Below are 21,328 nucleotides of genomic sequence, written 5' to 3'. Positions count from 1 at the left end.
CTGGTTGATCTGCTTTGGTTTCCTTTTGGAAGCCTGAAATCAGCGATCTCCCCTTGAAGCAGAAAGCCACCCCCCGGGGTGGCTTTTTTGTTGGGCGCTACTCTCCAACCATCGACCCCGAAAATCCAAGGTGTGGTTTTCAGTGCTGCATCCCGCTCGTCGATTCCGGCTGATGCGCCAAATCCGCCGGTTTCGATCGTTCTGGCTGGCTTATCGGCTTTGGTTGCAGATGGACTGCGTCGATCTCAGCGCCGCATTTGCTTATCACAGTCTGCAGTCCGTCTTCCCCGTTCTGCTGATCGCGTTATCGCTGGCAGCGAAGCTGTTGGGCCGTGATGAGGGCTTGGTTGAGCGCTTGCTCAACATCGTTTTCAACGTGCTGCCTAGTACGGCGATTCCGGTTTTTGAAGCAATGCTATCGGCTTTTTTGCGCCAGGGCGTGGGTGCTGGGCTGTTGGGTGTGGTGGTGCTGGTGTTAACCGCCAGCAATGCCTATCTCACGCTTCAACGGGGGGCGGATCGCCTCTGGTGGGATCGCTCCGTTGGGTTTGAGGGGTTGTCGTGGCTGGCTTTGCTGCGCCGCTATCTGCAGTTGCGGATCAAGGCCCTCGGCCTGGTGTCGTTGTTTGCTGTGCTGATCGTGGTGGATCAAGCATTCACCAATATGCGATTGCTGGGCTCTACCGGACTGCGAGACGGGTTACTAGCCATCTGGCCTTGGGCTCGCGGTATCCAGCAGCCCGTGTCCTGGGGGCTGGACTTGATCATTTCCCTAGGCCTCAGCGTTTCCGCTTCGCTCCTGTTGCTTTGGGTGTTGCCATCGCGTCGTGTCCCCTGGCGACCCCTGATCCCCGGGGCCGCGCTGATCGGGGTGTCGCTCACGTTTCTGAATCTGGTGCTGGGCCGTGTGCTGGTCACCCTGGGGATCCGGTTTCAGGCCTATGGACTGGTTGGCGGCGTCTTGGTGCTGAGTCTTTGGGTCTGGTTGGTGGGTGTGATCCTCTACTACGGCCAATGTCTCTGCGTCGTTCTCGATCGCCCCAACCGCGCCAGGATGGATTTCCCCTGAAGGCCTGGGCCAGCGGCGATGCAGCGCTCGAACACCTGGATCTGGTTGTTGTTGGCGACCCTGCTGCTGTTGGCGCCTGGGCCGCTCGGGCGTTTCGTGCTCGATCTTGTGGGCGGCATCACCCTCGTCTTGCTGCTGTTGCCGCTGTTGCTTGGAGCGGCGGGGTTCGTGGCGTGGCAGGTGATCCAGAAGCGCCTGCTCACCTGCCCAGCCTGTGGGTTCACGAGCATGGCCACCGACAGTTGCCCTGCCTGTGGCACGCCCTTCGGCGATGGCATCAATGCCGGGTCACCTGTTGATCAACTGGATGTCAGCAACGTCACTATCGATGTGGAGGTGGTAGAGGACAACTGAACAGCGCAGGAACAAATCTAGAGGCACCATGGCTTTTGCGTTAGCGCTCTTCAGGGGCGGGCAAGCTCCTCAAGCCGGCGTTCCCTGAGATACAGAAACAGCGGCGCGCCGCAGGCAAAGGCCAACGTGACGCAGCTGAACAGCACCCAGGCCAGCCCGCGCATCTGCAGGCGCCGGCTTTCCTGCACCATCCAGATCACCACTGCCGTTGCCCCGATGGCCAGATCGCGCGATAGCGAACTCGCCGCCGGATTGGCATTGGCCAGTTGCACGAACAGCCCGAGGTCAAAGCTGGCGCCGTACTCGCGGATGAACGCAAGGTTGGACAGCCAGGGCAGGATCGCTCCAGCAATTGCCAGGGCGAGATAGAGCCATTTCACGGCTCGTGGGCCGCCGCTCGGGGGGGTGGCGTTGTCGGACGTCAGTTCGGTCGAGGGGGCCATCGTGGTTGCAGGGTTCAGCGGGACTCGGTCATTAAGGGGCTTCAAGTCTTAGGGGGATTCCGGCATCGGTCCGGCAGCCTCGCTGCTGTCGTCCCACAGCAACAGTTCCTGTTCCACGCTTGCGAGCACGGTCTCGCAGCGCTCGATGTAGGCCCGTGCGCGCCGATACAGGCCGGTCATCTCTTCCACATCGAGGTCGTTGGCCTGGAGGGCGGCCAGGGTGAGTTGCAGAGCTGTTTGTGCTTCGTTGTAGGAGAGATCAGCCGCGGCCGTGGCGGCCGCGTTCTGCTCACTGCTGCCGGTTGTTTGTCGGGGTTTCGCCTTGGGCATGATTCAGCGTGACAGGGGTAGCTGGGCCTCGGCCTGAATGTCGCGCACCACGGCATTGGCGCGGCCATCCCGGAGCTGGACGACCACGGGGCTTCCCACGTGCAGCTGTTGGATCGACCGCACCAGGGTGCCATCGGGGCTGCGGAGCAGGCTGAAGCCGCGGGCCAGCTGGTGCTCGGGTGAGAGCGCTTGCAACAGATGCTGCGCCTGCAGCAGGTGCTGGCGCTTCGATGCCAGCAGGCCCTGGGGGTGGAGACCCACCAAGCGCTCGCGCTCCCGCCCCAGGCGTTGCCCCTCGGCCTGAAGCCGCCACTGCACCAGCTGACGCAGATGGCGCGCCTGCTGCCGCAATCCCTGGAGCGTGGCGTGGCGATCGGGCAACAGGGCGACCAGCGCGGCGGTGGGGGTGGCGGCCCGCAGGTCAGCCACGAGGTCGGCGATGGTGGTGTCGTCTTCGTGGCCAATGCCGCTCACCACGGGCACCGGGCAGGTCGCAATGCTGCGGGCGACCTCTTCGTTGTCGAACACCGCCAGATCTTCGCGGCTGCCGCCACCGCGGCCGATCACCACCGCCTCGATCCGCAGGGCCTCCGCCTGGCGCCCCAGCTGGTGCAGGGCGCGGCAGATCTCGGTTTGAACAGGGCCCTGCACGGGGATCGGCACCACGAGCAGCCCGGTGGCGGGCCAGCGCTCCTGGGCGGTGCGCAGCATGTCGGCGAGGGCCGAGCTGGGGCGGCTGGTGAGCAGGGCAATCCGGCGCGGGAAGGGGGGCAGGGGCCTTTTGCGGACCGGATCCAGCAGGCCTTCGGCCGTCAGCCGTTCTCGCACCTGCTCAAATTGGCGCAGCACGCTGCTGAGGCTGGGCCGGATGTCGAGGGCCTGAACGCACAGGCTGGCCCGGCTGCTCCAGAAGTTGAGCTTGCCCACCACCACGACGCCGTCGCCGTCTTCGGGAACAAAGCTGAGCTTGCCCAGTTGGGAGGCCCAGACCACCGCGGAGATCGAGGCCTGGTCGTCGACCAGCGTCATCCACAGATGGCCCTTCTTGAGCTGGGGGCGGCTGACGGTGGCATCCAGCAGGAAGCGGGGCGCAAAGCCGCGTTCCAGCAGGCTGGCCACGGCCCCATTCAGCTCCGCCACGCTGTAGCGCGGGATGGCGGGGCTGTCCCCTGTGCTCGTCATTGCTGCAGCTGGCGGTAGCAGCTCCACCAGTAGAGGCTCACCAATCCGGCGACCAGTGCCACCGCCTGGCCGATGGGATGGTCGATCCGGATCAGCCCTGCCGCACAGATCACCAGGGCGCTGCTCAGCAGCCTCGAGCCATCACGGCGGTTGTTGACGTAGAAACGGGCCAAGGTGGCAGCGCCGGAAGGGCCCAGTTTGGACCAGCCGCTTGCCCCCTGGCTTGACAGCTGGCGGGGCCTCCCTTAGGCAGGGGGGCGGTCAGCGGTCTCCGTTATTACCACCCTGCGCGCGTCTACCGGTCCGTCCCTGCGCCAGCGCCTGCAGGCGCAGTTGTCGGCCCCCTTGCCGGAGCAGCCCGAGCTGGTGCTCGTCACCGATCTGGATGGCACCCTGCTGGGCGGATCACTCGCGGAGCGTCGCCGCTTCTACGCCTGGCTGGAGCAGCAGCGTGGCCGGGTGCTGCATGTGTTCTGCACGGGCCGCGACCTGGGCTCCGTGGCCCGGTTGCTGGCGGAAGACGAGCACGTGGGCCTACGGGCGCCGCATCTGGTGATCGGCGATGTGGGTTGCACCGTGGCCTGCGGAGCGAGCCTGGAGCCGCTGCCCCTGGCGGTAGATCCGATTGAGGCCCGCTGGCAGGGCAAGCCCGACCGTGTGCTGGCGGTGATGGCCGGGGCTGCGGGGGTTTCCCCCCAGCCGATTAGCAGCCAGCGGAGGCTCGCCTACTACTACGACCCCGAATCCTTCGATCATGGCCTGATCGCCGAGCTGGAGGCCCACGGTGTCGATTGCCTGCTCTCCGATAACCGCTACCTCGATGTGCTCCCCGCCGGAGTCAACAAGGGCAGCACGTTGCAGGCCCTGGTGCGGGCCCTGGAGATTGATCCCGCCCTGGTCGTCACCGCGGGCGACACCCTCAATGACCTGGCCATGTTCGAAACCGGTCTGGCCGGGGTGATGGTGGGCAATGCCGAGCCAGCGTTGCGGGCGGAGGCCCACCGTTTGCGCGGCACCTACGTGGCCCGCTCCCCGGGGTGTGAGGGAATCTGCGAAGGCTTGCACCACTTTGGATTTGGCCACTTGCTGCCCCAGCGCTAACGCTTGCCCTCCTGCAGGCGCGCCTTGGTGAGGGCTGTGGCCTGGGCCTGGCGCGGATCTTCCGGCCAGGGGTGCTTGGGGTAGCGCCCCCGCAGCTCCTTGCGCACCTCCGGGTAGCTGTTCTGCCAGAAGCCGGCCAGGTCTTGGGTGATGGCCGCCGGCCGGCCCGCTGGGGTGAGCAGGTGCACTGTCACCGGCAGCTGGCCGTCGAGCACCGTGGGGTTGGCGCGGGCCCCGAACAGTTCCTGCAGCTTTACCGCCAGCACCGGTTGGCCGCTGCTGTAGTCGAGGTTGACTGCACGGCCGGAAGGCACTGGTAAAGCGGGCGGCAGCAGCCGCTCCAGCTCCAGGCGCAGACTCCAGGCGCAGTCGCCCCAGAGGGCTTCAGCCAGGGGCAGGCCCTGAAGCTCGTCGCGGCTGCGCAGACCCAGCAGATGGGGGCCCAGCCAGTGCTCCAGGTCATCCAGCAGCTGGGGCAGGCTGCGATCGGGCCAGGGATCGCCCAGCTGCTGGTGGGCCAGGGTCAGGCGCTGCTGCAATTGGCGGCTGCTGCGATCCCACGGCAGCACCTCCAATCCCAGCTGCCGCAACCCGTCGAGTAGGGCGCTGCGGATGCGCTCGGGGTCGGCCTCTGCCCAGGGGCGGCGCTCCAGCACCAGGGCTCCGAGGCGGAGGCTGCGTTCGCAGCGCACCCGCTGGCTCTCCCCATCCCAGCGAGCCTCCAGCACTGTGCGCCCCTGGCCGCCAGGCTGCTCGGCGAGCTCCCGCAGCTGTTCGGGAACGAGGGGCACGGCCAGTTGGATGCGGGCATCCTGGCCCTGGCCATCCAGCTGGGCGATTGCCAATGCGGTGCAGGCCACCAGGGGGTCGTCAGGGTGGAGCACGGCCCCGCGGCCGCCGCTGAGCAGAAACCTGCCGGCTTGTCCGGGGCGTGCCAGGGCCAGCCGTTCGGGAAAGGCCGCGGCCACCAGTTGGGCCACGGTGGTTGCGGTGGACGTGGTTGCGTTGGACGTCGTTGCGGTGGGGGCGGCTGCGGTCTGTGGTGGAGGTTTCTGCTGGGAGGGCAGCTGGCGCACCTGGCGGCGCAGCTGGGCCTGCAGCTGGCGCAGGCGTCGACGTGGCCCATCGGCGCCACCCGCCTGCCCCAGCCAGTCGAGGCGGCGCAGCAGATCACTGCCGGCCTCCTGGCGCGTCAGGGGATCGCGCTCGCTCAGCAGCACCGCCAGAGCGCTGGCCAGATCGAGTTGCCCGAGGGATGCGCCCAGCAGCAGCAGCTGGGCCAGGCGCGGGTGCAGTCCCAGCTGGGCCAGCTGCTGACCATGGACGTTCAGTCGTCCTTGCGCGTCGAGGGCGCCGAGCTGCTCCAGGCGTTGGCGGGCCTCGTGCAGGGGGGCCGGTGCGGGCGGGTCGAGCCAGGTCAGGTCGGTGCCGAGGGGATCGCCCCATTGGGCCAGTTGCAGAGCCAGGGGCAGCGGATCCACGTCCAGCAACTCCGGTGGGTCGTAGGCGGGGCGCCGTTGCTGTTCGGCGGGCGACCACAGGCGCAGGCAGCGGCCCGGGCCCAGGCGCCCGGCCCGGCCGGCCCGTTGCTCGGCACTGGCCTGGCTGGCGGGCACGGTCACCAACCCGTCGAGTCCGCTGCCGGGATCGAAGCGGGTGCGGCGACTCAGGCCGCTGTCGAGCACCAGGGTGACGCCCGCGAGGGTCAGGGAGCTCTCGGCGATGGAGGTCGCCAGCACCACCTTGCCGGCCGGGTGGCGGGCTGGACCGATCGCGCGGCTCTGGGCGGCCAGGTGCAGGTTGCCGTGGAGGGGAACGCAGTCGATCTCCCCGCCCCAGGCGGTGGCGCTGATCGCCCGGCTGCAGGCTTCGATCTCGCGCAGCCCTGGCAGAAACACCAGCACCGTTTCGCCATCGCCCCGCTGGTCGAGCCAGTGCTGCTCCAGCCCCCGCACCACCTGCTGCTCCAGCCGCTCGCCCGGTCGCGGAGGCTGGTGGCTGATCGCGACCGGATGGCAGCGTCCCTCACTGCTGAGCACGGTGGCCTCCGGCAGTTGCACGGCCAGGGGGGCGAGGTTGAGGGTGGCCGACATCACCACCAGCCGCAGATCTGGCCGCAACAGCTCCCTCACCTGGCGCACCAGGGCCAGGGCCAGGTCGGTGTCGGCGCCGCGCTCGTGGAACTCGTCGAAGATCAGGCAGTCGACCCCCTCGAGGGCGGGTTCGCGCTGCAGGCGACGCAGGAACAGGCCGTCGGTGAGCACCTCCAGGCGGGTGGCTGCCGACGTGCGGGATTCCAGCCGCACGCTGTAGCCCACCCGTTCCCCCACCGCTTCGCCCAGTTCGGCCGCCAGCCGCTGAGCCGCTGCCTTGGCGGCGAGGCGGCGGGGCTCCAGCATCCAGATCCGCCCGGAGCCCAATCCGGCCAACAGGGCCAGCGGCACCCGGGTGGTTTTGCCGGCGCCCGGCGGGGCCTGGAGCAGCACTGTTGCCCCCGGGGAGCAGGCTTCCAGCAGGGGCGCCAGCAGGCCATCGATGGGCAGGGGCGCTGGCGTGGCCGCCTCAGCGCACGTGGCGAACGCCATCAACCGGGTGGTAGGCCTCGCCGGTGAGCTCTTCGTACACAATCGCCGGCAGACCGGTTTCAAACATGGTCTGCAGGGCTTCTTTGAGGTAAGGGTTCCAGCCGCCCGTGCTCACCTTGCCGTGGCGCACGGTCCAGTCCCAGGTGCCCTGCAGGTCGCGGGGGATGCGGCCTTCGCGGTCGCGCCGGGCCACGAGGTCCTGGGATTCCACCAGGCCCACCAGGATCGGATCTTTGCCGTAGGCGGGGGTGATGCTGAGCTCGAGCCGGATCGGATCCTCTTTGATCAGCTTGAGGCGAAAACGCGGCGGCAGCTTGAGATTGCGCAGCACTGCAGCCACGATTCGGGTCCGTTGATCCACCGTCTGTCTCCGCTGAAAAGCACGTGCTCAACGGTGAGCCTATTCAGCTGGGGTCACCGGGGTAAGCAGGCTGTTCGTTGTCGCCACTGAAGCGTACGGTGAGCAAGTCTTCTTGGGTGAGCTGGCCGTCAGCGTCCAGCAGTTCGGGATGGATGGTGAGCCGCCCGGTGCGGTCGTTGCCGGTTGCCGTTGTGATGGTGCTGCTGCCGGCCGCATCGCGATCACCGGGGCGCGGCACGGCCCGAAAGCCCTGGCCCATCACCTTGAATGCCTGCCAGAGCAGGACCAGGAAACAGGCGCCGTACAGAAGCGGGAAGAGCTGGGAGATCAAGGCGTTCATGGCCGGGGGGTTGGCCGTAGATCAGGGGAGTCGTGTCGCCTCCCCATCATTGCCTGCTCTGTGCTGCTGGTGTTGGCCAGCATCCAGGCCCACAGGGTGGTGCAGGCGGCTCCGAAAGCCAGGAATGCAAGCAGGAGCCGCTCAATGTCCATGACTTGATGGAAATATTTACCAACTGTAGAGGTTTTGGCGCTGGCTGCGGCTCGCCGTGCTCGCTGGGGTCGCTGGCTCGTCTGGTGGGGATCTCCCCCTGGTGGCTGGGGTGGATCTGCTTAGGGTTTCGCCAGTTGTTGTGCCGTGGTGATGGCTGGATTGCGTACTGGGCCTTGGCTGTGTTCCGGACTGCTCGCCGCGGGGCTGCTGGTGTCGGCGGGAGAAGGGGGTGGTGGGGTTGGAGCCGGCCTGGGTGCTGGTGCCGCCCGTGCCCAGGGGGTTGTCGCGCCGAGTTTGGCCCGCCAGTCGTTTGTGGCGGCCGCCGTGCGCCGGGCCGGGCCAGCCGTGGTCACCATCGACACCGAGCGCACCGTGGTGGTGCCCGGGGTCGGTGGCGGGTTGCCGCGGGGCCTGCTCAACGACCCGCTGTTCCGCCAGTTCTTCGGCATGCCCCAGCTGCAGCAGCCCTCGCAACGCACCGAGCGCGGCACCGGCAGCGGCTTCATCTATCAGGCTGATGGGCTGCTGCTCACCAACGCCCATGTGGTGGAAAAGAGCGACCGGGTGACCGTGGGGATGCAGGACGGCCGCCGCCTACAGGGCACGGTGGTCGGATTGGATCGCCTCACCGACTTGGCGGTGGTCAAGCTGGCCGGCGGCGGCCCCTGGCCAGTGGCGCCCCTGGGTAATTCCGACACGCTGCAGGTGGGCGAATGGGCCATTGCCGTGGGCAATCCCTTCGGGCTCGACAACACCGTGACGATGGGGATCATCAGCAACCTCAACCGCAATGCCAGCAAGCTCGGCATCACCGACAAGCGGCTGGACCTGATTCAGACGGATGCGGCCATCAACCCTGGTAATTCCGGCGGGCCCTTGCTCAACGCGGACGGCGAGGTGATCGGCATCAACACCCTGGTGCGCTCCGGTCCGGGGGCTGGCTTGGGGTTTGCGATCCCCATCAACAGGGCTAGGGAGATCGCCCGTCAGCTGGTGGCCACGGGTCGGGCTAGCCATCCAGTGATCGGCGTGGGCCTCGACGCAGTCAGACCCGGCGATGGCACGGGCCTGAGCCAGGGGGTGCGAGTGATGTCGGTGCAGTCAGGTAGCCCGGCGGCCCGGGCTGGCCTGCAGCAGGGCGATGTGATCGTGGCGGTCGGTGGACAAGCCCTTGCCAACCCACCCCAGTTGGTGGCCGCGGTGGAGCGGGCTGGAGTGGGGGGCAGCCTGCCGCTGAGCATCAACCGGGCCGGACGAGTGATTCAGATCACGGTGGTGCCGGCCCAGTTGGGTGTGACGCCTTAACCCTCTTGCCCCCACTGGTGGGGGAGGCCTGTGGGGATCTTGGGTGGTGCGCCGAGCTGTTGGCGCATGACCCACTGGGTGGCGGCCTTTTGGCTGTGCCAGGCCTGCAGGAGCTGTTTGGCGATGCCCTGCAGGGCTTGGGGATCGGCGGTGGCCTCGATGGCTCTGTTCATCCGCTCCAGCTCAAATTGCTGGCCGAGGCTGAGGGCGAGTGGTTCGGACATGGCACGCACCGCTGGGAGCTGTTGGACGTTCCAACGCTACAAAGTGTTTCAGTTGCGTGCGTAGCCGTTGCAACAGGGCGCCGCGTCTGTGCGGATTTGCTGTTGTGCGTTTGGGGGCGCCCTGCGGAGCTCAGGACTGCTCGCGCAGCTGTTCCACGCAGCGGGTCACACAGGCCCCGTCGTCCAGGGAGCAGGTGGTGATGCACTCGAAGTACACCTCCATCGCATCGCCGGCGTTGTAGGCCTCGCTGTGGGAGGCCATCCCGGCGTGTTCCATGCCGAAGCCACCACTGCCCAGGGGGGCTCCACCCAGATTTCCGGTTCCCATGTGTCCGTTACCCATGATCTCCACCAGAAGCGACGTCTTGTCAGCCTATGCACACCAACCCAGGGGCACCACTGAAATGAGTCTTCCTGCCTAAGGGACCGTGAAGTTGTGTGTTGCGCAGGCGGCGCGATGGCTTCAGCTCGCTTTGGCCTGAAGTTTGCGGGAGGCCTGCTTAGCTTTGTTGGCAGCCTGTTTGGCCGCCTTGCGCTGGGCTTCCGCCTCCTGGCGTGCCAGTTCGGCCTCTTCCTCTTTCTTGCTGAGGTAGTAGGCGTAGTCACCCCGGTAGAGCACCAGCTGGCCATCGCGGATTTCCACAATCCGGTTGGCCACCCGGGAGATGAAGTAGCGGTCGTGGCTCACCAGCAGGGCGGCGCCCTCGTAGTCGATCAGGGCGTCCTCCAGCATTTGTTTGGCGGGAATGTCGAGGTGGTTGGTGGGTTCGTCCAGCACCAGCAGGTTGCAGGGGTAGAGCAGCATCAGGGCCAGGGCCAGCCTGGCTTTCTCGCCACCGGAAAGCTTGCCGGCCTCCTTGAACACGCTTTCGTTGGAAAAGCAGAAACTGCCCAGCAGGGAGCGCACCTGGGTTTGGGTCCAGTCGGGAACGACCTCGAAGATCGTGTCGATCACGGTTTTGGAGAGGTCGAGGGCTTCGGCTTGGTTTTGCTCGAAGTAGCCCGCCACCACGTTGTGCTCCCCCAGCCGGGCGGCGCCGTCTTCTGGTTGCTCACTGCCCATGATCAGCCGCAGCAGGGTGGATTTGCCGGCCCCATTGGGCCCTACAAAGGCAATGCGGTCGCCCCGCTCAACCTCCAGTTCCGCCCCTAGAAACAGGATCTGGTCGCCGTAGCTGTGGGTGAGGTTCTGGATCTCTGCCACCAGCCGCCCTGAGCGGGGGGCTTCAGGGAAGCGGAAGCGCGGACCGCCGACACTCTCAATCGGGGCCTCCACGCGCTCAACTTTTTCCAGCAATTTTTCGCGGCTCTTGGCCTGGGTGGAGCGGGTGGCGCTGGCCCGGAAGCGATCGATGTAGGCCTGCTGGGCACTCAGTTCCTTCTGCTGACGCTCGAAGGCTGCCTGGGTGGCCTCGCTCTCCAAGGCTTTCTGTTCGAGGTGCTGGCTGTAGTTGCCGAGGTAGGTGCGCGATACCCCACGCTCCGTTTCCACGATCTGGTTGCAGACCCGATCCAGAAAGGTGCGGTCGTGGCTGATCACCACCAGGGCTGCGGTCTGCTCGACCAGGTAGCCCTCCAGCCACTGGATCGTTTCCACATCCAGGTGGTTGGTGGGTTCGTCGAGCAGTAGCAGATCCGGCTCCTGCAGCAGGATTTTGCCCAGCGCAATGCGCATCTGCCAACCGCCGGAGTAATCGCCCACCAGCTGCTCGGCGCCCTCGGGCGTGAAGCCGATCGTGGGTAGCAGTTTGTCGATGCGGGCATCGAGCTCGTAGCCGTGCAGGCCTTCGAAGCGGCTGTGCAGCTGTCCAAGCTCGTGGATCAGCGCATCGAGATGGTCGGGATCGGTGGCCGCCTGTTCGCTGGCCATGGCGTGCTCCACCGCGTGCTGGCGCATCAGCACCTCAGCCGCTTCGCCGAAGGCCTGGAACAGCTCCTCCCGCACCGTGCGGGCCGGATCCACGTCGAATTCCTGTTGCAGGTAGGCAATGCGGGGTTCGCCCTGCTTCACCACCGCGCCGCTGCTGGGCTCTTCAAGCCCGGCGATGATCTTCATCTGGGTCGATTTGCCGGCCCCGTTGACGCCCACCAGGCCGATGCGATCGCCGGCCTTCACTTCCCAGGTGACGTCCCGCAGCACCTCACCGGTGGGATAGATCTTGCCGATGCGTTCGAGGCGGAGCACGGAGTCTGGGAAAGGCGAGGGGCGGGCAACCGGGCCAGCTGCTCCAAACCATCATCCCTGGTGGCCGATCGGGAGAGGGCTGGGCGCTGGGCTACCTGGTGCAGACTCCATTCAGAGAGCTCCTGTGCCAGCGATGATCAAGCGCTTAGAGCAGGTGGCGGCCCTGGTGGTCGCAGCTGGCCTGGCGATCGTCAGTTACTGGCTCTTCTTCAGTTGGGCCGGTGGCGACAGGGATCGGCGTCCCGACCGGGAGCGGAGCTCAGAGGCCGCCCCGGGCCTTTACCAGCCACTGCTTGCTGTCGCTGTCATCGAGGCTGGCGACGTAACGGCGCACCTCATCAGCGGTGACGGGCAGGTTGAAAGCCGATCCGAGGTCGACAATCCGACCCACAGCGCCGTTGGGATCCTGCAGGGCCTGCCGGAACAGGGCCTGGGTTAACTCTTGGTCTGCGCTGATCCGGCCATAGAGCTCGGCGGCATTGCCTGCATTCAAGTTGCTGGCATTCACGTTGCTGGCAGTCATGGCAGACAGCTCGATGGGCCGAGGTTACAGGCTCTCAACCAATGGCACACAGCGCGATTGCGGCTTGGGCAGGTGCCATCAAGCCGCGCGACGGCCTTCGCCGCTTTCCGGCGTGCCGCAGGCGGAGGCGTCTTCCATGCTGCGGGCATCGAGGCAGAGCACTTTGCGCAGCTCGGCGTAGTTGGCGGCGAGGGCCTGGCGACCCTCCTGCTCGGCGCCGTATTCGGCCCGCTGCAGCACGTGATGCAGGTGGGTGAGCAGGTACGTGCTGATCACGGCCGACACCAGCACGTCGCTGCGCTCGGCGGTGCGGCGTTTGCGGCTGTTGGTGGTGGCTCCAGCAGAGCGGGTTGTGGAGGAACGGGGCACGGGGTGCACCTCCGAGGGGATGAATGCCATCAGCATAGTCTTGGATACTACCCTTGCCTATCTCTGTACACTCTTGGGTAGCCAGCAGGTCCTGGCTTTTGATTTCTTTCCTGATCCCCGCGTGGCGACTCGGCAGACCTCTTCCAGTGGCAAGGCCAAATCGCCGCGCATTCAGGTGGTGTTGCCGGAAGACCTCTGCCAGCGCCTTGCTGAGCTGGCTGAGCTCGAATCCCGCACGGTCAGCAACATGGCCAAGGTGCTGATTCAGCAGGGGGTCGAGAGGCTGGAGCAGGCCCCAGTCCCGCCCGACCCCCGCACCCAGGCCGAGCTGCAGGCTGCCCTGTTCCGCCAAGGGCTGGAAGCCCGTCAGGGCCAGACCCCCCAGCGCCTGCGCGGTGCACCGCGTCGGGTTCGGCTGCACCGTCCGGGCTGAACTGGAGCGTTCGCTCAGGCCTGGGGCCGGGCGCAGACCCCGAGCACCGCGGCCCGACTGGCTCCGGTGACCGATGGCAGGCTGCCCCGGTGGCCCCGGGCGTGCCACCAGGCGAGCAGGGCAAAGGCCAGGGCTTCGCGTTCGGCTTCACCGATGCCCAGCTCCTGCAGGGGGCGCACGATCAGGCCGCGGCAGCGCTGCCGCAGTTGCTCCATCAGGAGGCCATTGCGGCAGCCCCCGCCGGCCACCAGTAGTTCGATCGGTTGCGGGCCATGGCCCAGCTCCTGGGCGACGACGGCGGCGCTGAAGCCGGTCAGGGTGGCCAGGGCATCGTCTGGGGTTCGGTTCCCGAGCTCGCTGAGGCGCCGTTCCAGGTCGGCTTGGCCGAACAGCTCCCGGCCGGTGGACTTCGGCGGCGGCGTTTGGAAGTAGGGCTCATTCAACCAGCGCTCGATCAGGGCCTCATCGATCCGGCCGCGGCGGGCCCAGGCCCCATCGGCGTCGTAGGTCAGCTGGTCACCACTGAACTGGCGGGTGGCCAGATCCAGCAGGGTGTTGGCGGGCCCGCAGTCCCAGCCCCGCACCGGCAGGTGGCGCTGGGGGCCACTGACCGGCGGGATCAAGGTGAGATTGGCGATGCCCCCCAGATTCAGCACCGCTCGCCAACCGCCGCTGCGTCCCAGCAGGGCCTGGTCGGCGGGGGGCACCAGTGGCGCCCCCTGACCGCCGAGGGCCAGGTCGGCGCTGCGGAAATCGAACACCACGGGTCTTCCCAGCAACTCGGCCAGCAGCGGCCCCTGCAGCAGTTGCCAGCTGGCACCTCGGCGGCCGGCCTGGGGCGGTCGGTGCCAGAGGGTCTGGCCATGGCAGCCCACCAGCTGGGCCCTGCCGGTTGGATCACAGGCTCGGGCCGCTAGGGCTTGCTGTTCGGTGACGGATTCCGCCACCTCCAGCAACTCCGCCGTGCTGCACGGTTGCCCCTGGCCGATGCCGATCAGCTGGTGTTGCAGCTCGGCGGGGTAGGGGCTGAAGTGATGGGCGTCCAGGTGCCAACGCGGGTGTTGGGGTGGGCCGGTAAAGCTGGCCAGCACGGCATCCACGCCATCGGCGCTGGTGCCGCTCATCAACCCCAACACCCGCATCAGGCCCGATTCACTTGTTGGGCTGGGGAGTCATGCGCAGGTAGGGCTTCACTTCGGTGACGCCTTTGGGGAACTTGCTGCGGGCCTCGTCGGTGGGGATGGAGGGCACCACGACACAGTCGTCGCCGTCTTTCCAGTTCACCGGGGTGGCCACGGAGTGGTTGTCGGTGAGCTGTAGGGAATCGATCACCCGCAGGATTTCATTGAAGTTGCGGCCGGTGCTGGCGGGGTAGGTGATCTGCAGGCGCAGCTTCTTGTTGGGGTCGATGATGAACACCGAGCGCACCGTCAGGTTGTTGAGCGCGTTGGGGTGGATCATCCCGTAGAGATCGCTCACTTTCTTGTCGGCGTCCGCCAGAATCGGATAGTCGACGGTGGTGTTCTGGGTCTCGTTGATGTCGCAGATCCAGCCGTTGTGGCTCTCGGCGGAGTCCACGCTCAGGGCGATGGTTTTGACGTTGCGCTTCAGCCACTCGGGGCGCAGCCGGGACACTTCGCCCAGTTCAGTCGTGCAGACCGGGGTGTAGTCGGCGGGGTGGGAGAACAGCACGACCCAGCTGTCGCCAGCGAAGTCGTACAGGTTGATCGGACCCAGCTGGGAATTCTGGGTGAAATCGGGAACGGTGTCGCCGAGTTGAAGGGCCATGGCAGCTGCAGGGCAAGATGCAACGAAGATGTGATCGTGCCACAACTCAGCGCTCGGATGTGGTGTTCGTGGTCCCGCCGCCATCGACGGGCCAGCTGCGTAGCTCCTGGCGCAGGTGCTGCAGCCCCAGGCAGGCGGTGGCCGAGACGAACAGAGCCAAGGGCTCGAGGGCCCGGGCCCGCTCCATTTCTCCGGCGGCACAGCGGTCGATTTGATTCGCAACTAGGCGCCGTGGAGCCACGGTCCCGAGCGAGTCGAGGATCCCATTCACCGTGCGCCACTGCTCCGGCCAGGCCGGATCGGACAGGTCGACCACGATCAGCAGCCCGTCGGCCTCCAGGGTTTCCTCCAGGGTGGAGCGGAAGGCTTCCAGCAGAGGCGGCGGCAGATCGCGGATGAAGCCCACGGTGTCGGTGACCAGCACCGGTTCCGGCAATTCGATCCGACGGGTGGTGGGATCCAGAGTGGCGAACAGCTTGTTCTCCGCCAGCACGGCCTGCTCCTCCGTGGCGCGGGTAAGGGCGTTGAGCAGAGAGCTTTTGCCGGCATTGGTGTAGCCCACCAGCGCCAGTCGCCGCAGGCCCTGGCGGCCGCGGCGCAAGCGGGCCCGGTGGTCGCCGAGCTGGGTCACCTCGCGCTGGAGCCGCTCGATCCGGCGGGCGATGGCGCGGCGGTCTTTCTCCAGCTGGGTTTCCCCCGGCCCCCGGGTGCCGATGCCGCCCCCCTGCCGCGACAGGCTGCGGCCGCGGCCCGTGAGCCGTGGCAGCCGGTAGCGCAGCTGGGCCAGCTCCACCTGAAGGCGCCCGGCCGCGCTGGCGGCGCGCTGGGCAAAAATGTCGAGAATCAGTTCGCTGCGGTCGCTCACCGGCAGGTCGAGCAGGCGCTCGAGGTTGCGGGCCTGCACCGGAGTGAGTTCCCGGTCGGTCACCACCAGAGTGGCGCCCACGCGCCGGGCCTCCAGCGCCGCTTCGAGCACCTTCCCTTCGCCCCAGAGGGTTTGGGGGGCCACCTGGCTGCGCCGCTGTTCCACCACCCCCACCGGCAGCGCGCCGGCACTGCCCACCAAGCCTTCCAGTTCGGCGATCAACCGTTGGGCGGCGCCCCGATCACCGGGGGTGAGGACTAGCAGCAGCACCCGTTCTGAGGTGGCCTGGCCGGGGGAGCCAGCCGCCGTTGTCGCGGCTGGCTCATGGGAAGGGGCGATGCTGAGGTGATCGCGGTTGCAGAGTTGGAGCAGATCCGCCTCGTCGTCGCTCACCCAGGGGTCTGGGGCGTCGGGCTGGGCCACGAGCAGCTGCGCGGGCCAATGTCCCCCGGATTGGGGCTGGTCGCCAAAGCGCAGCCACAGCCGGGGCGCCAGATCCAGCCCCACGATCCCTTCCTGACGCCCTGGCTGGAGCTGTTTGGTGCGGCCGCAGCAGGTGAGCAAGCGCAGGTCTGTGCCCTGGCGGCGGTCGGAGCCAGGGAGGCGCTCCAGCAACCTGCCCGATTGCTCCAGGGGCCCCACCCACAGCAGCCGGCACAGGCCGCGGCCATCCACCACCAGGGTGAGGGGCAGCTCGAGCTCGCGGCTTTCGCCGGCCAGCCGTTGCAGGCAGAGCAGCTCGGCCACCTGGTCGTCGGGGTGGCGGCGGTGGCAGAGCCTCTCCAGGCGCCGTTTCTGGGACGGCCTCAGCCCGGCCGTGCGCCCCGCCAGGACGCCTTGCTTCACCACCGGTGGGCCAGGGGGGCGAGGTGGTTCATGGGCGCTGCACCTTCACCCAGCGGATGCCGGCGGCGTGGGCCCCGGTGCCATCTTCCGGGCTGTCGCCCACGTGCCACACCTCTGAAGCGGTCAGGTTGAGCTGGGCCAGGGCCTGCTGGTAGGGCCGGGGATCGGGTTTGGCCGCTCCCACCGCCGACGACACCACCACGGCCTCTAGCCACTCTCCCAGGCCCAGGCTGTCCAGCAGCCCTGGCAGGCGGCTGTCGAAATTGCTGACCACCGCCAGCCGCAGGCCGCGGCGGTGCCAAGCCTCCAGATGGGCCGGTACGTCGTCGTAGACCCGCCAGAGGTCGGCCTGGGCAAAGCGGCGGAACAGTGCCCGTCCCAGCTCCGGTGGCGGCTCAGATTCCGCGCCGACGCCCTCGTCCTCTCCCTGGCCCTCGGCACCGGCGGCGGCCAGCACCTCGGCAATCCGGGCGCTCCACCAGCCGATCTCGGCCTCCTCCAGGGCTGGGCTGTCCAGAGCCGGGGAGGCCAGTTCTGGGAAGGCCAAGGGTGGCGCCTGCCGGTAGATGCGGGGAAAGTGCCGATCGATGGCGGCGGGATCCACCGTGAGGCCATGGTGGGCGGCCAGCTCGGCATAGGTGGCGCCCACGCTGCTGCGCAAACCGATCAGGGTGCCCATGGCATCGAGCAACAGGCCGCGCGGCGTCATCGCGGCCAGTCCGCCAGCCAACCGGCGGCCACCTTCAGCTGATGGGAGGGGCCCGGCAGGCGGGTCAGATAGGCCAGTTTGCGGATCTGGAATGCCGCCGCACCGGCCAGGGTGAATCCCCCGCCCGTGAGGCTGGCTTCCCCCTCGCCAAGGCTCATCATTTCGCCGAGGTCGGTGTAGTGGAAGGCCTCCAGCGGCTCCTGGGCCAGCGATTTCAACAGATTGCCGGCCAGGCACTCGGCCTGCTGGAAGGCCACCTGGGCGGTAGCGGGCAGGGCTTGGTCCGCGTCCTCGGCATCCACGTGGGCGATATCGCCGAGGGCGAACACGTGGGGGTGATTGCGCAGCTGCAGGCTGGGCTCACAGACCAGCCGCCCGAGGCGGTCGGTCACAGCAGCAGGTTCGGGACTGAGCTCCGGGGCCTGGAAGCGCAGGCCGGCGGTCCAGATCACGCCATCAACGCTGAGGTGCTCGGGTCCGCTTGGTCCCTTTAGCAACAGGCCACCGACCTCCACGGCCTCCACATGGGTGTGAGTGCGCAAGCGCACATCCCGCCGCTGCAGGGCCAGATCCGCCTGCTCGCGGTTGAACGCTTTGGCCTGGGGCAGCAGACCTGGCCCCTGTTCAATCACCTCGACAATGGCGCTGCCCTGGAGTTGATCGGCCAGCTTGCAGGCCAGTTCCACGCCGCTGGCCCCGGCACCCACCACCGCCAGCCGTTGCAGCGGCCTGGCGCGCTCCTTGAGGCTGTGGATCAGACGCTGCAGGCGCTCCACATCGGCCAGGGAGCGAAAGCCGAGGCTGTGCTCCGTGACGCCCGGAATTCCGAAACTGTTGGACTGGGCTCCGGTAGCGACCACCAGCCGGCTGTAGGGGAGCTCTCGCCCCGCGGCGGTGTGCACCTGAGAGGCTGCGGTGTCGATCCGCACCACCCGATCCTGGAGCCAGGCCACGCCTTTGCCGGCCAGAAGCGTGTCGTAGCGGGGGGCAATTTCCCAGCTGCGCAGTTCACCGCTGAGAAGCTCGTAGAGCAGCGGCAGAAATAAGAAGCGATCGTTCGGTTCGATCAGCAGGATCGGTGGATGCTGGCGCCGGGTGGCAAGCGCCAGGGCGGTGTAGAGCCCGCCAAACCCTCCTCCCACGATCAGCACCGGGGCTGTTGCCGGCGTCGCCACAGACTCCGCCATTGGTTGTGGTCCACTGCCAACACCGTCGATCGAACCCTAACCAGCAGCCCAGCCCAAGGGCGATGATGTCCTGATGCAGTCGGCCTCCGCCCCCACGCTTCCTCTCGATGGCGCCGGTCAGCCGATTGATCTGGCGGCGACACGGCAGCAGTTGGCCGCGCTGTCGGCCCAGGAGCGGCTGCGCTGGGCCCAGGACACCTTCGGGGCGGGGTTTGCCCTCACCACCAGTTTCGGCATCCAATCGGCGGTGCTGCTGCACATGGTGAGCGCGCTGGGCCAGCAAACCGGCCTGCCGGTGCCGGTGATCTGGGTGGATACGGGCTATCTGCCCGCGGAGACCTACCAATACGCCGATCGGCTCGTTCAGCAGCTTCAGCTCCACCTGGTGGTGGCCCAGTCGCCGATCAGCCCGGCTCGGATGGAAGCGCTGCATGGCCGGCTTTGGGAAACCGAGCAGGTGGGAGATCTCGAGCTCTACCACCGCATCCGCAAGGTGGAGCCCCTCGACCGGGCCCTCACCGAGTTGGGGGTGACCTGCTGGGCCAGTGGGGTGCGCGGCAGCCAGACCGATCACCGCCGGGTTATGGAGCCGCTCGATCCAGTGCGGCAGCGCTGGTCGCTGCGCCCGCTGCTGTCCTGGAGCAAGCGGGATGTGCACTACTACATGGAAGAGCACCAGTTGCCCCAGCACCCGCTGTTTGAGCAGGGGTATTCCACTGTGGGGGACTGGCACTCCAGTGCTCCCGACGCCGCTGATGTCAGCGGCCGGGCCACCCGCTTCGGTGGTCTCAAGCAGGAGTGCGGCATTCATCTGCCTGGGCTGATGGGCGAGGGCATCTGAGCGCCGATCCGGCTGGGCAGGCTCGTTGGCTGTTGATCGGCAACAGCCGATGGCACTGGGCCACGGGCCAACCCGGATCGCTTCGCTGCTGGAGCGGGGTTCCAGGCGCGGAGAAGCCTGAAGGGCTAACGGCCTGGGCCGCCGTGGGCCCGGTGCCCGCCTGGTTGCCGCTGGAGCGACGCGTGCTGAGCGGCGATGTGCCCCTGGGTGATCTGCCCGCTTGGTTGGGGGTGGATCGTGCTCTGGGTGCCTGGTGGGCCTGGCACCAGAGCGGGGCACCGGTGCTGGTGGCCGATGCCGGCACCGCCTTGAGCCTCACCCGGGTCAGCGCCGAGGGCTGTTTTGCAGGCGGACAGCTGCTGGCGGGTGCGGCCCTGCAGTTGCGGGCCCTGGGTGCCGGAACCGCCGGCTTGCCCGGGCTGGAGCTCCCCGTGGCGCTGCCTCAGCAGCGCTGGCCCAGTGCCACCGCTGAGGCCATGGCCGCTGGGGTGTTGCGGGGGTTGGCGGCCGCGATGGCCCAGGCTGCCCGGGAGGCGGTGGCGGAAGCTCCTTGCTGTCGCCTCTGGATCACGGGCGGCGATGGGGAGCTGTTGTTGCCGCTGGTGCGGGAGCTGTTGGCGGAGGGTGACCTCCAGGTGCAGCCCGCTCCCGCGTTGGTGCTCGAGGCCCTGGCAGCCCTCAGGCCAGACCCAGGTCGCTGAGGATGGTGTCGGCCATGGTTTCGGCCTTCACCTTCGTGTAGATCTTTTCGAGCTTGCCATCGGCATCCACCACGAAGGTGTGGCGCATCATGCCCATGTACTCCTTGCCCATGAACTTCTTGAGTCCATAGCTCTCGTAGGCCGTCGCCACGGGGCAGGGCTCCCCATCGCTGAGCAGGGTGAACGGAAGGCTGTATTTGGCGATGAATTTGGCGTGGCTGGTTGCTCCGTCTTTGCTGATGCCCAGCACCGTGATGCCGTGCTGCGCAAAGTCGTCCCACTGGTCGCGGAAATTGCAGGCTTCCTTGGTGCAGCCAGGGGTGTCGTCCTTCGGATAGAAGTAGATCACCACCCGCTGGCCCTTGAACTGGGACAGGCTGACCGTTTCGCCCGCCTCGTTGGGCAAGCTGAAATCCGGGGCTGGATCACCGATCTTTAGGGCCATGGAACGCTCCAGCTTGGACGCAGAATTAAGACGCACATGAGCCTAGGCATCGGCTTGGATCGGTCGCTGAAGGTTTCTCCTCAGCAGCCCCAGCTCTGGTTGGGCCCGCTGCGGGGCGCTGATCTCAGCAGCCTCTCGCCCCTGGAGCGGGGCTGGGGCGAGGGGCTGCCCGAGGGTCAGCGCCAGCGCTATTGGTACAGCCGGGCAGCACTACGGCAGCAACTGGCCGCCGTGCTGGGCCTGGGGCCGGTCCAGGTTCCCCTGCACAGCCCGCCCGGCTGCCCGCCCCGACTCGATCAGGGGTTGGGCTGGATCAGCCTCAGCCATAGCGGCGAGGGGCTGTTGATCGGCTACTCCCGGCAGCCGATTGGGGTGGATCTCGAACCGGCGGGCCGCCCCTTGGATGCGGCCGGGCTGCTGCGGCGGTTTTATCCCGTGGCGGAACAGGCGCGACTGCAGGGCCTGGCCGGGGAGGACCTGCGGCAGGCGGTGCTCACCAGCTGGGTGCTCAAGGAAGCCGCCATCAAATGGCGCCAGCGCAGTTTGGCGGCCGAGCTCAGCCAGTGGTGTTACGACGATTCCAGCGGGCGATTGCATCACTTGGGCGACGGCGTGCAGCCGGATTGCCGCAGTGCAGTGCATGCCGGTTGGCGTTGGGCCGCGGTTGGTGCTGGCTGCAGTCGGCCCAACCTGCACAGTTTGTTGTTGCTTCGCTAGCGCGGCTTCCGCTAAGTCGCACCCTCCTCGATCGTGCGATTGCCGTGATCATTGCGGCAGCAGCGCCCGGCAAAGCGCTCCTGATATGACGTAAGTTGCTGCAAATAACGCCAGTCGGCCGAACGAATACGGCTGAAATGTCGCACTTTTTTGTCAACGTGCCCTAGTCACTTGCGGGTACCTCGAAATTTACAAGATTAGCCAGCCTCTGATCACCATAAAAAAATGCCTTTCGGCATCGTCGCAGCAGATCATAAGTGCTCAAGCAATAC

Annotated in this window: 26 protein-coding genes; 8 read left to right on the top strand and 18 right to left on the bottom strand. The window is 67.2% G+C overall.

Translation table 11 applies throughout. From position 1 onward, the window contains the following. The first annotated feature begins 172 nt into the window (after positions 1 to 172). Positions 173 to 1,069, top strand: coding sequence for a YihY/virulence factor BrkB family protein (locus tag CJZ78_RS12520; protein ID WP_094561650.1), 897 nt, complete (start codon positions 173 to 175; stop codon positions 1,067 to 1,069). 18 nt (positions 1,070 to 1,087) lie between these two features. Next, positions 1,088 to 1,423: a hypothetical protein gene (locus CJZ78_RS12515; RefSeq protein ID WP_094561649.1), complete on the top strand. Its 336-nt coding sequence runs from the start codon at positions 1,088 to 1,090 to the stop codon at positions 1,421 to 1,423. A 50-nt stretch (positions 1,424 to 1,473) separates the two neighbouring features. On the opposite strand, the gene CJZ78_RS12510 is transcribed toward CJZ78_RS12515, so the two are convergent. The 4 genes from CJZ78_RS12510 to CJZ78_RS14250 are packed head-to-tail and all read right to left on the bottom strand — an operon-like array spanning position 1,474 to position 3,551. After that, on the bottom strand, positions 1,474 to 1,866 hold the full coding sequence (locus tag CJZ78_RS12510; protein WP_094561648.1) for a DUF2834 domain-containing protein: 393 nt from the start codon (positions 1,864 to 1,866) through the stop codon (positions 1,474 to 1,476). Between the two features lie 48 nt (positions 1,867 to 1,914). Beyond that, complete coding sequence (xseB, locus tag CJZ78_RS12505) at positions 1,915 to 2,196, bottom strand: exodeoxyribonuclease VII small subunit (RefSeq protein ID WP_094561647.1); 282 nt, start codon at positions 2,194 to 2,196, stop codon at positions 1,915 to 1,917. A gap of 3 nt (positions 2,197 to 2,199) precedes the next feature. Beyond that, on the bottom strand, positions 2,200 to 3,378 hold the full coding sequence (gene xseA, locus CJZ78_RS12500) for an exodeoxyribonuclease VII large subunit (protein ID WP_094561646.1): 1,179 nt from the start codon (positions 3,376 to 3,378) through the stop codon (positions 2,200 to 2,202). Then, positions 3,375 to 3,551, bottom strand: coding sequence for a hypothetical protein (locus CJZ78_RS14250; protein ID WP_198953905.1), 177 nt, complete (start codon positions 3,549 to 3,551; stop codon positions 3,375 to 3,377). The genes xseA and CJZ78_RS14250 overlap by 4 nt, the downstream gene beginning before the upstream one ends. Before the next feature lie 160 nt (positions 3,552 to 3,711). On the opposite strand from CJZ78_RS14250, the gene CJZ78_RS12495 reads away from it, so the two are divergent. Further along, positions 3,712 to 4,479, top strand: coding sequence for an HAD family hydrolase (locus tag CJZ78_RS12495; RefSeq protein WP_233128781.1), 768 nt, complete (start codon positions 3,712 to 3,714; stop codon positions 4,477 to 4,479). Here CJZ78_RS12495 and hrpB read toward each other — a convergent pair. Genes hrpB through CJZ78_RS12480 form a run of 3 tightly spaced genes read right to left on the bottom strand, consistent with a single transcriptional unit; the run spans position 4,476 to position 7,765 of the window. Beyond that, positions 4,476 to 7,064 (bottom strand): ATP-dependent helicase HrpB, encoded by a 2,589-nt coding sequence (gene hrpB, locus CJZ78_RS12490; RefSeq protein ID WP_094561645.1) that lies wholly within the window; start codon positions 7,062 to 7,064, stop codon positions 4,476 to 4,478. The genes CJZ78_RS12495 and hrpB overlap by 4 nt on opposite strands. Then, positions 7,042 to 7,425 (bottom strand): hypothetical protein, encoded by a 384-nt coding sequence (locus tag CJZ78_RS12485; protein WP_094561644.1) that lies wholly within the window; start codon positions 7,423 to 7,425, stop codon positions 7,042 to 7,044. The genes hrpB and CJZ78_RS12485 overlap by 23 nt, the downstream gene beginning before the upstream one ends. A 43-nt stretch (positions 7,426 to 7,468) precedes the next feature. After that, entirely contained in the window at positions 7,469 to 7,765 is a 297-nt protein-coding gene (locus CJZ78_RS12480; protein WP_094561643.1) for a DUF2973 domain-containing protein, read from the bottom strand. Between the two features lie 303 nt (positions 7,766 to 8,068). Here CJZ78_RS12480 and CJZ78_RS12475 point away from each other — a divergent pair, with 303 nt between their 5' ends. After that, positions 8,069 to 9,223, top strand: coding sequence for a trypsin-like peptidase domain-containing protein (locus tag CJZ78_RS12475; protein ID WP_094561656.1), 1,155 nt, complete (start codon positions 8,069 to 8,071; stop codon positions 9,221 to 9,223). On the opposite strand, the gene CJZ78_RS12470 is transcribed toward CJZ78_RS12475, so the two are convergent. From CJZ78_RS12470 to CJZ78_RS12450, 5 genes are all read right to left on the bottom strand, one after another. Beyond that, positions 9,220 to 9,447, bottom strand: coding sequence for a hypothetical protein (locus tag CJZ78_RS12470; RefSeq protein WP_094561642.1), 228 nt, complete (start codon positions 9,445 to 9,447; stop codon positions 9,220 to 9,222). The two genes, CJZ78_RS12475 and CJZ78_RS12470, sit on opposite strands and share 4 nt — an antisense overlap. A gap of 130 nt (positions 9,448 to 9,577) precedes the next feature. Continuing rightward, a complete protein-coding gene (locus CJZ78_RS12465) occupies positions 9,578 to 9,775 on the bottom strand; it encodes a hypothetical protein (RefSeq protein ID WP_094561641.1) in 198 nt (65 codons plus the stop codon). A gap of 135 nt (positions 9,776 to 9,910) precedes the next feature. After that, positions 9,911 to 11,632 (bottom strand): ABC-F family ATP-binding cassette domain-containing protein, encoded by a 1,722-nt coding sequence (locus CJZ78_RS12460; protein ID WP_094561640.1) that lies wholly within the window; start codon positions 11,630 to 11,632, stop codon positions 9,911 to 9,913. A gap of 259 nt (positions 11,633 to 11,891) precedes the next feature. Further along, positions 11,892 to 12,155, bottom strand: a complete 264-nt coding sequence (locus CJZ78_RS12455; protein ID WP_094561639.1) for a hypothetical protein — start codon at positions 12,153 to 12,155, stop codon at positions 11,892 to 11,894. Positions 12,156 to 12,233: 78 nt separating this feature from the next. Further along, on the bottom strand, positions 12,234 to 12,554 hold the full coding sequence (locus CJZ78_RS12450; protein WP_233128780.1) for a hypothetical protein: 321 nt from the start codon (positions 12,552 to 12,554) through the stop codon (positions 12,234 to 12,236). 91 nt (positions 12,555 to 12,645) lie between these two features. On the opposite strand from CJZ78_RS12450, the gene CJZ78_RS12445 reads away from it, so the two are divergent. Beyond that, a complete protein-coding gene (locus CJZ78_RS12445; protein WP_094561654.1) occupies positions 12,646 to 12,957 on the top strand; it encodes a hypothetical protein in 312 nt (103 codons plus the stop codon). 14 nt (positions 12,958 to 12,971) lie between these two features. Here CJZ78_RS12445 and CJZ78_RS12440 read toward each other — a convergent pair whose 3' ends face one another. From CJZ78_RS12440 to CJZ78_RS12420, 5 genes are read right to left on the bottom strand one after another with little or no spacing between them, the layout of a single operon-like run. Continuing rightward, a complete protein-coding gene (locus tag CJZ78_RS12440; RefSeq protein WP_094561638.1) occupies positions 12,972 to 14,099 on the bottom strand; it encodes an anhydro-N-acetylmuramic acid kinase in 1,128 nt (375 codons plus the stop codon). 10 nt (positions 14,100 to 14,109) lie between these two features. Next, positions 14,110 to 14,745 carry a peroxiredoxin gene (locus CJZ78_RS12435; protein WP_094561637.1) on the bottom strand — a complete coding sequence of 212 codons (636 nt, stop codon included), beginning with the start codon at positions 14,743 to 14,745 and terminating at the stop codon, positions 14,110 to 14,112. Positions 14,746 to 14,791: 46 nt separating this feature from the next. Beyond that, positions 14,792 to 16,456, bottom strand: coding sequence for a GTPase HflX (gene hflX / locus CJZ78_RS12430; protein ID WP_094561653.1), 1,665 nt, complete (start codon positions 16,454 to 16,456; stop codon positions 14,792 to 14,794). Between the two features lie 28 nt (positions 16,457 to 16,484). Beyond that, positions 16,485 to 17,165 carry an HAD-IA family hydrolase gene (locus tag CJZ78_RS12425; RefSeq protein WP_094561652.1) on the bottom strand — a complete coding sequence of 227 codons (681 nt, stop codon included), beginning with the start codon at positions 17,163 to 17,165 and terminating at the stop codon, positions 16,485 to 16,487. Continuing rightward, a complete protein-coding gene (locus tag CJZ78_RS12420; RefSeq protein WP_094561636.1) occupies positions 17,162 to 18,352 on the bottom strand; it encodes an NAD(P)/FAD-dependent oxidoreductase in 1,191 nt (396 codons plus the stop codon). The genes CJZ78_RS12425 and CJZ78_RS12420 overlap by 4 nt, the downstream gene beginning before the upstream one ends. A 73-nt stretch (positions 18,353 to 18,425) precedes the next feature. Between CJZ78_RS12420 and CJZ78_RS12415 the strand changes: the two genes are divergently transcribed. Beyond that, positions 18,426 to 19,193: a phosphoadenylyl-sulfate reductase gene (locus CJZ78_RS12415; RefSeq protein ID WP_094561635.1), complete on the top strand. Its 768-nt coding sequence runs from the start codon at positions 18,426 to 18,428 to the stop codon at positions 19,191 to 19,193. Between the two features lie 143 nt (positions 19,194 to 19,336). Continuing rightward, positions 19,337 to 19,894 (top strand): type III pantothenate kinase, encoded by a 558-nt coding sequence (locus CJZ78_RS12410; RefSeq protein WP_233128779.1) that lies wholly within the window; start codon positions 19,337 to 19,339, stop codon positions 19,892 to 19,894. Here the strand turns inward: CJZ78_RS12410 and bcp are convergent. After that, entirely contained in the window at positions 19,872 to 20,339 is a 468-nt protein-coding gene (gene bcp / locus CJZ78_RS12405; protein ID WP_094561634.1) for a thioredoxin-dependent thiol peroxidase, read from the bottom strand. The two genes, CJZ78_RS12410 and bcp, sit on opposite strands and share 23 nt — an antisense overlap. Positions 20,340 to 20,375: 36 nt before the next feature. On the opposite strand from bcp, the gene CJZ78_RS12400 reads away from it, so the two are divergent. Continuing rightward, on the top strand, positions 20,376 to 21,056 hold the full coding sequence (locus tag CJZ78_RS12400; protein ID WP_094561633.1) for a 4'-phosphopantetheinyl transferase superfamily protein: 681 nt from the start codon (positions 20,376 to 20,378) through the stop codon (positions 21,054 to 21,056). Positions 21,057 to 21,328: the final 272 nt, after the last annotated feature.

The organism is Synechococcus sp. 8F6 (genome assembly GCF_002252665.1).
In the GTDB taxonomy this organism is placed as follows: domain Bacteria; phylum Cyanobacteriota; class Cyanobacteriia; order PCC-6307; family Cyanobiaceae; genus Cyanobium_A.
The sequence above is the reverse complement of the archived record's forward strand: the minus strand, read 5'-3'. Positions and strand labels throughout refer to the sequence as shown.

What these genes read in the sequence shown, in the direction of transcription:
- CJZ78_RS12520 (WP_094561650.1), top strand. Translation starts at nt 173, where the DNA reads ATGCGCCAAATCCGCCGGTTTCGATCGTTCTGGCTGGCTTATCGGCTT.
- CJZ78_RS12515 (WP_094561649.1), top strand. Translation starts at nt 1,088, where the DNA reads ATGCAGCGCTCGAACACCTGGATCTGGTTGTTGTTGGCGACCCTGCTG.
- CJZ78_RS12510 (WP_094561648.1), bottom strand. Translation starts at nt 1,866, where the DNA reads ATGGCCCCCTCGACCGAACTGACGTCCGACAACGCCACCCCCCCGAGC.
- xseB (WP_094561647.1), bottom strand. Translation starts at nt 2,196, where the DNA reads ATGCCCAAGGCGAAACCCCGACAAACAACCGGCAGCAGTGAGCAGAAC.
- xseA (WP_094561646.1), bottom strand. Translation starts at nt 3,378, where the DNA reads ATGACGAGCACAGGGGACAGCCCCGCCATCCCGCGCTACAGCGTGGCG.
- hrpB (WP_094561645.1), bottom strand. Translation starts at nt 7,064, where the DNA reads ATGGCGTTCGCCACGTGCGCTGAGGCGGCCACGCCAGCGCCCCTGCCC.
- CJZ78_RS12480 (WP_094561643.1), bottom strand. Translation starts at nt 7,765, where the DNA reads ATGAACGCCTTGATCTCCCAGCTCTTCCCGCTTCTGTACGGCGCCTGT.
- CJZ78_RS12475 (WP_094561656.1), top strand. Translation starts at nt 8,069, where the DNA reads ATGGCTGGATTGCGTACTGGGCCTTGGCTGTGTTCCGGACTGCTCGCC.
- CJZ78_RS12470 (WP_094561642.1), bottom strand. Translation starts at nt 9,447, where the DNA reads ATGTCCGAACCACTCGCCCTCAGCCTCGGCCAGCAATTTGAGCTGGAG.
- CJZ78_RS12465 (WP_094561641.1), bottom strand. Translation starts at nt 9,775, where the DNA reads ATGGGAACCGGAAATCTGGGTGGAGCCCCCCTGGGCAGTGGTGGCTTC.
- CJZ78_RS12455 (WP_094561639.1), bottom strand. Translation starts at nt 12,155, where the DNA reads ATGACTGCCAGCAACGTGAATGCCAGCAACTTGAATGCAGGCAATGCC.
- CJZ78_RS12450 (WP_233128780.1), bottom strand. Translation starts at nt 12,554, where the DNA reads ATGGCATTCATCCCCTCGGAGGTGCACCCCGTGCCCCGTTCCTCCACA.
- CJZ78_RS12440 (WP_094561638.1), bottom strand. Translation starts at nt 14,099, where the DNA reads ATGCGGGTGTTGGGGTTGATGAGCGGCACCAGCGCCGATGGCGTGGAT.
- CJZ78_RS12435 (WP_094561637.1), bottom strand. Translation starts at nt 14,745, where the DNA reads ATGGCCCTTCAACTCGGCGACACCGTTCCCGATTTCACCCAGAATTCC.
- CJZ78_RS12425 (WP_094561652.1), bottom strand. Translation starts at nt 17,165, where the DNA reads ATGACGCCGCGCGGCCTGTTGCTCGATGCCATGGGCACCCTGATCGGT.
- CJZ78_RS12420 (WP_094561636.1), bottom strand. Translation starts at nt 18,352, where the DNA reads ATGGCGGAGTCTGTGGCGACGCCGGCAACAGCCCCGGTGCTGATCGTG.
- CJZ78_RS12415 (WP_094561635.1), top strand. Translation starts at nt 18,426, where the DNA reads ATGCAGTCGGCCTCCGCCCCCACGCTTCCTCTCGATGGCGCCGGTCAG.
- bcp (WP_094561634.1), bottom strand. Translation starts at nt 20,339, where the DNA reads ATGGCCCTAAAGATCGGTGATCCAGCCCCGGATTTCAGCTTGCCCAAC.
- CJZ78_RS12400 (WP_094561633.1), top strand. Translation starts at nt 20,376, where the DNA reads ATGAGCCTAGGCATCGGCTTGGATCGGTCGCTGAAGGTTTCTCCTCAG.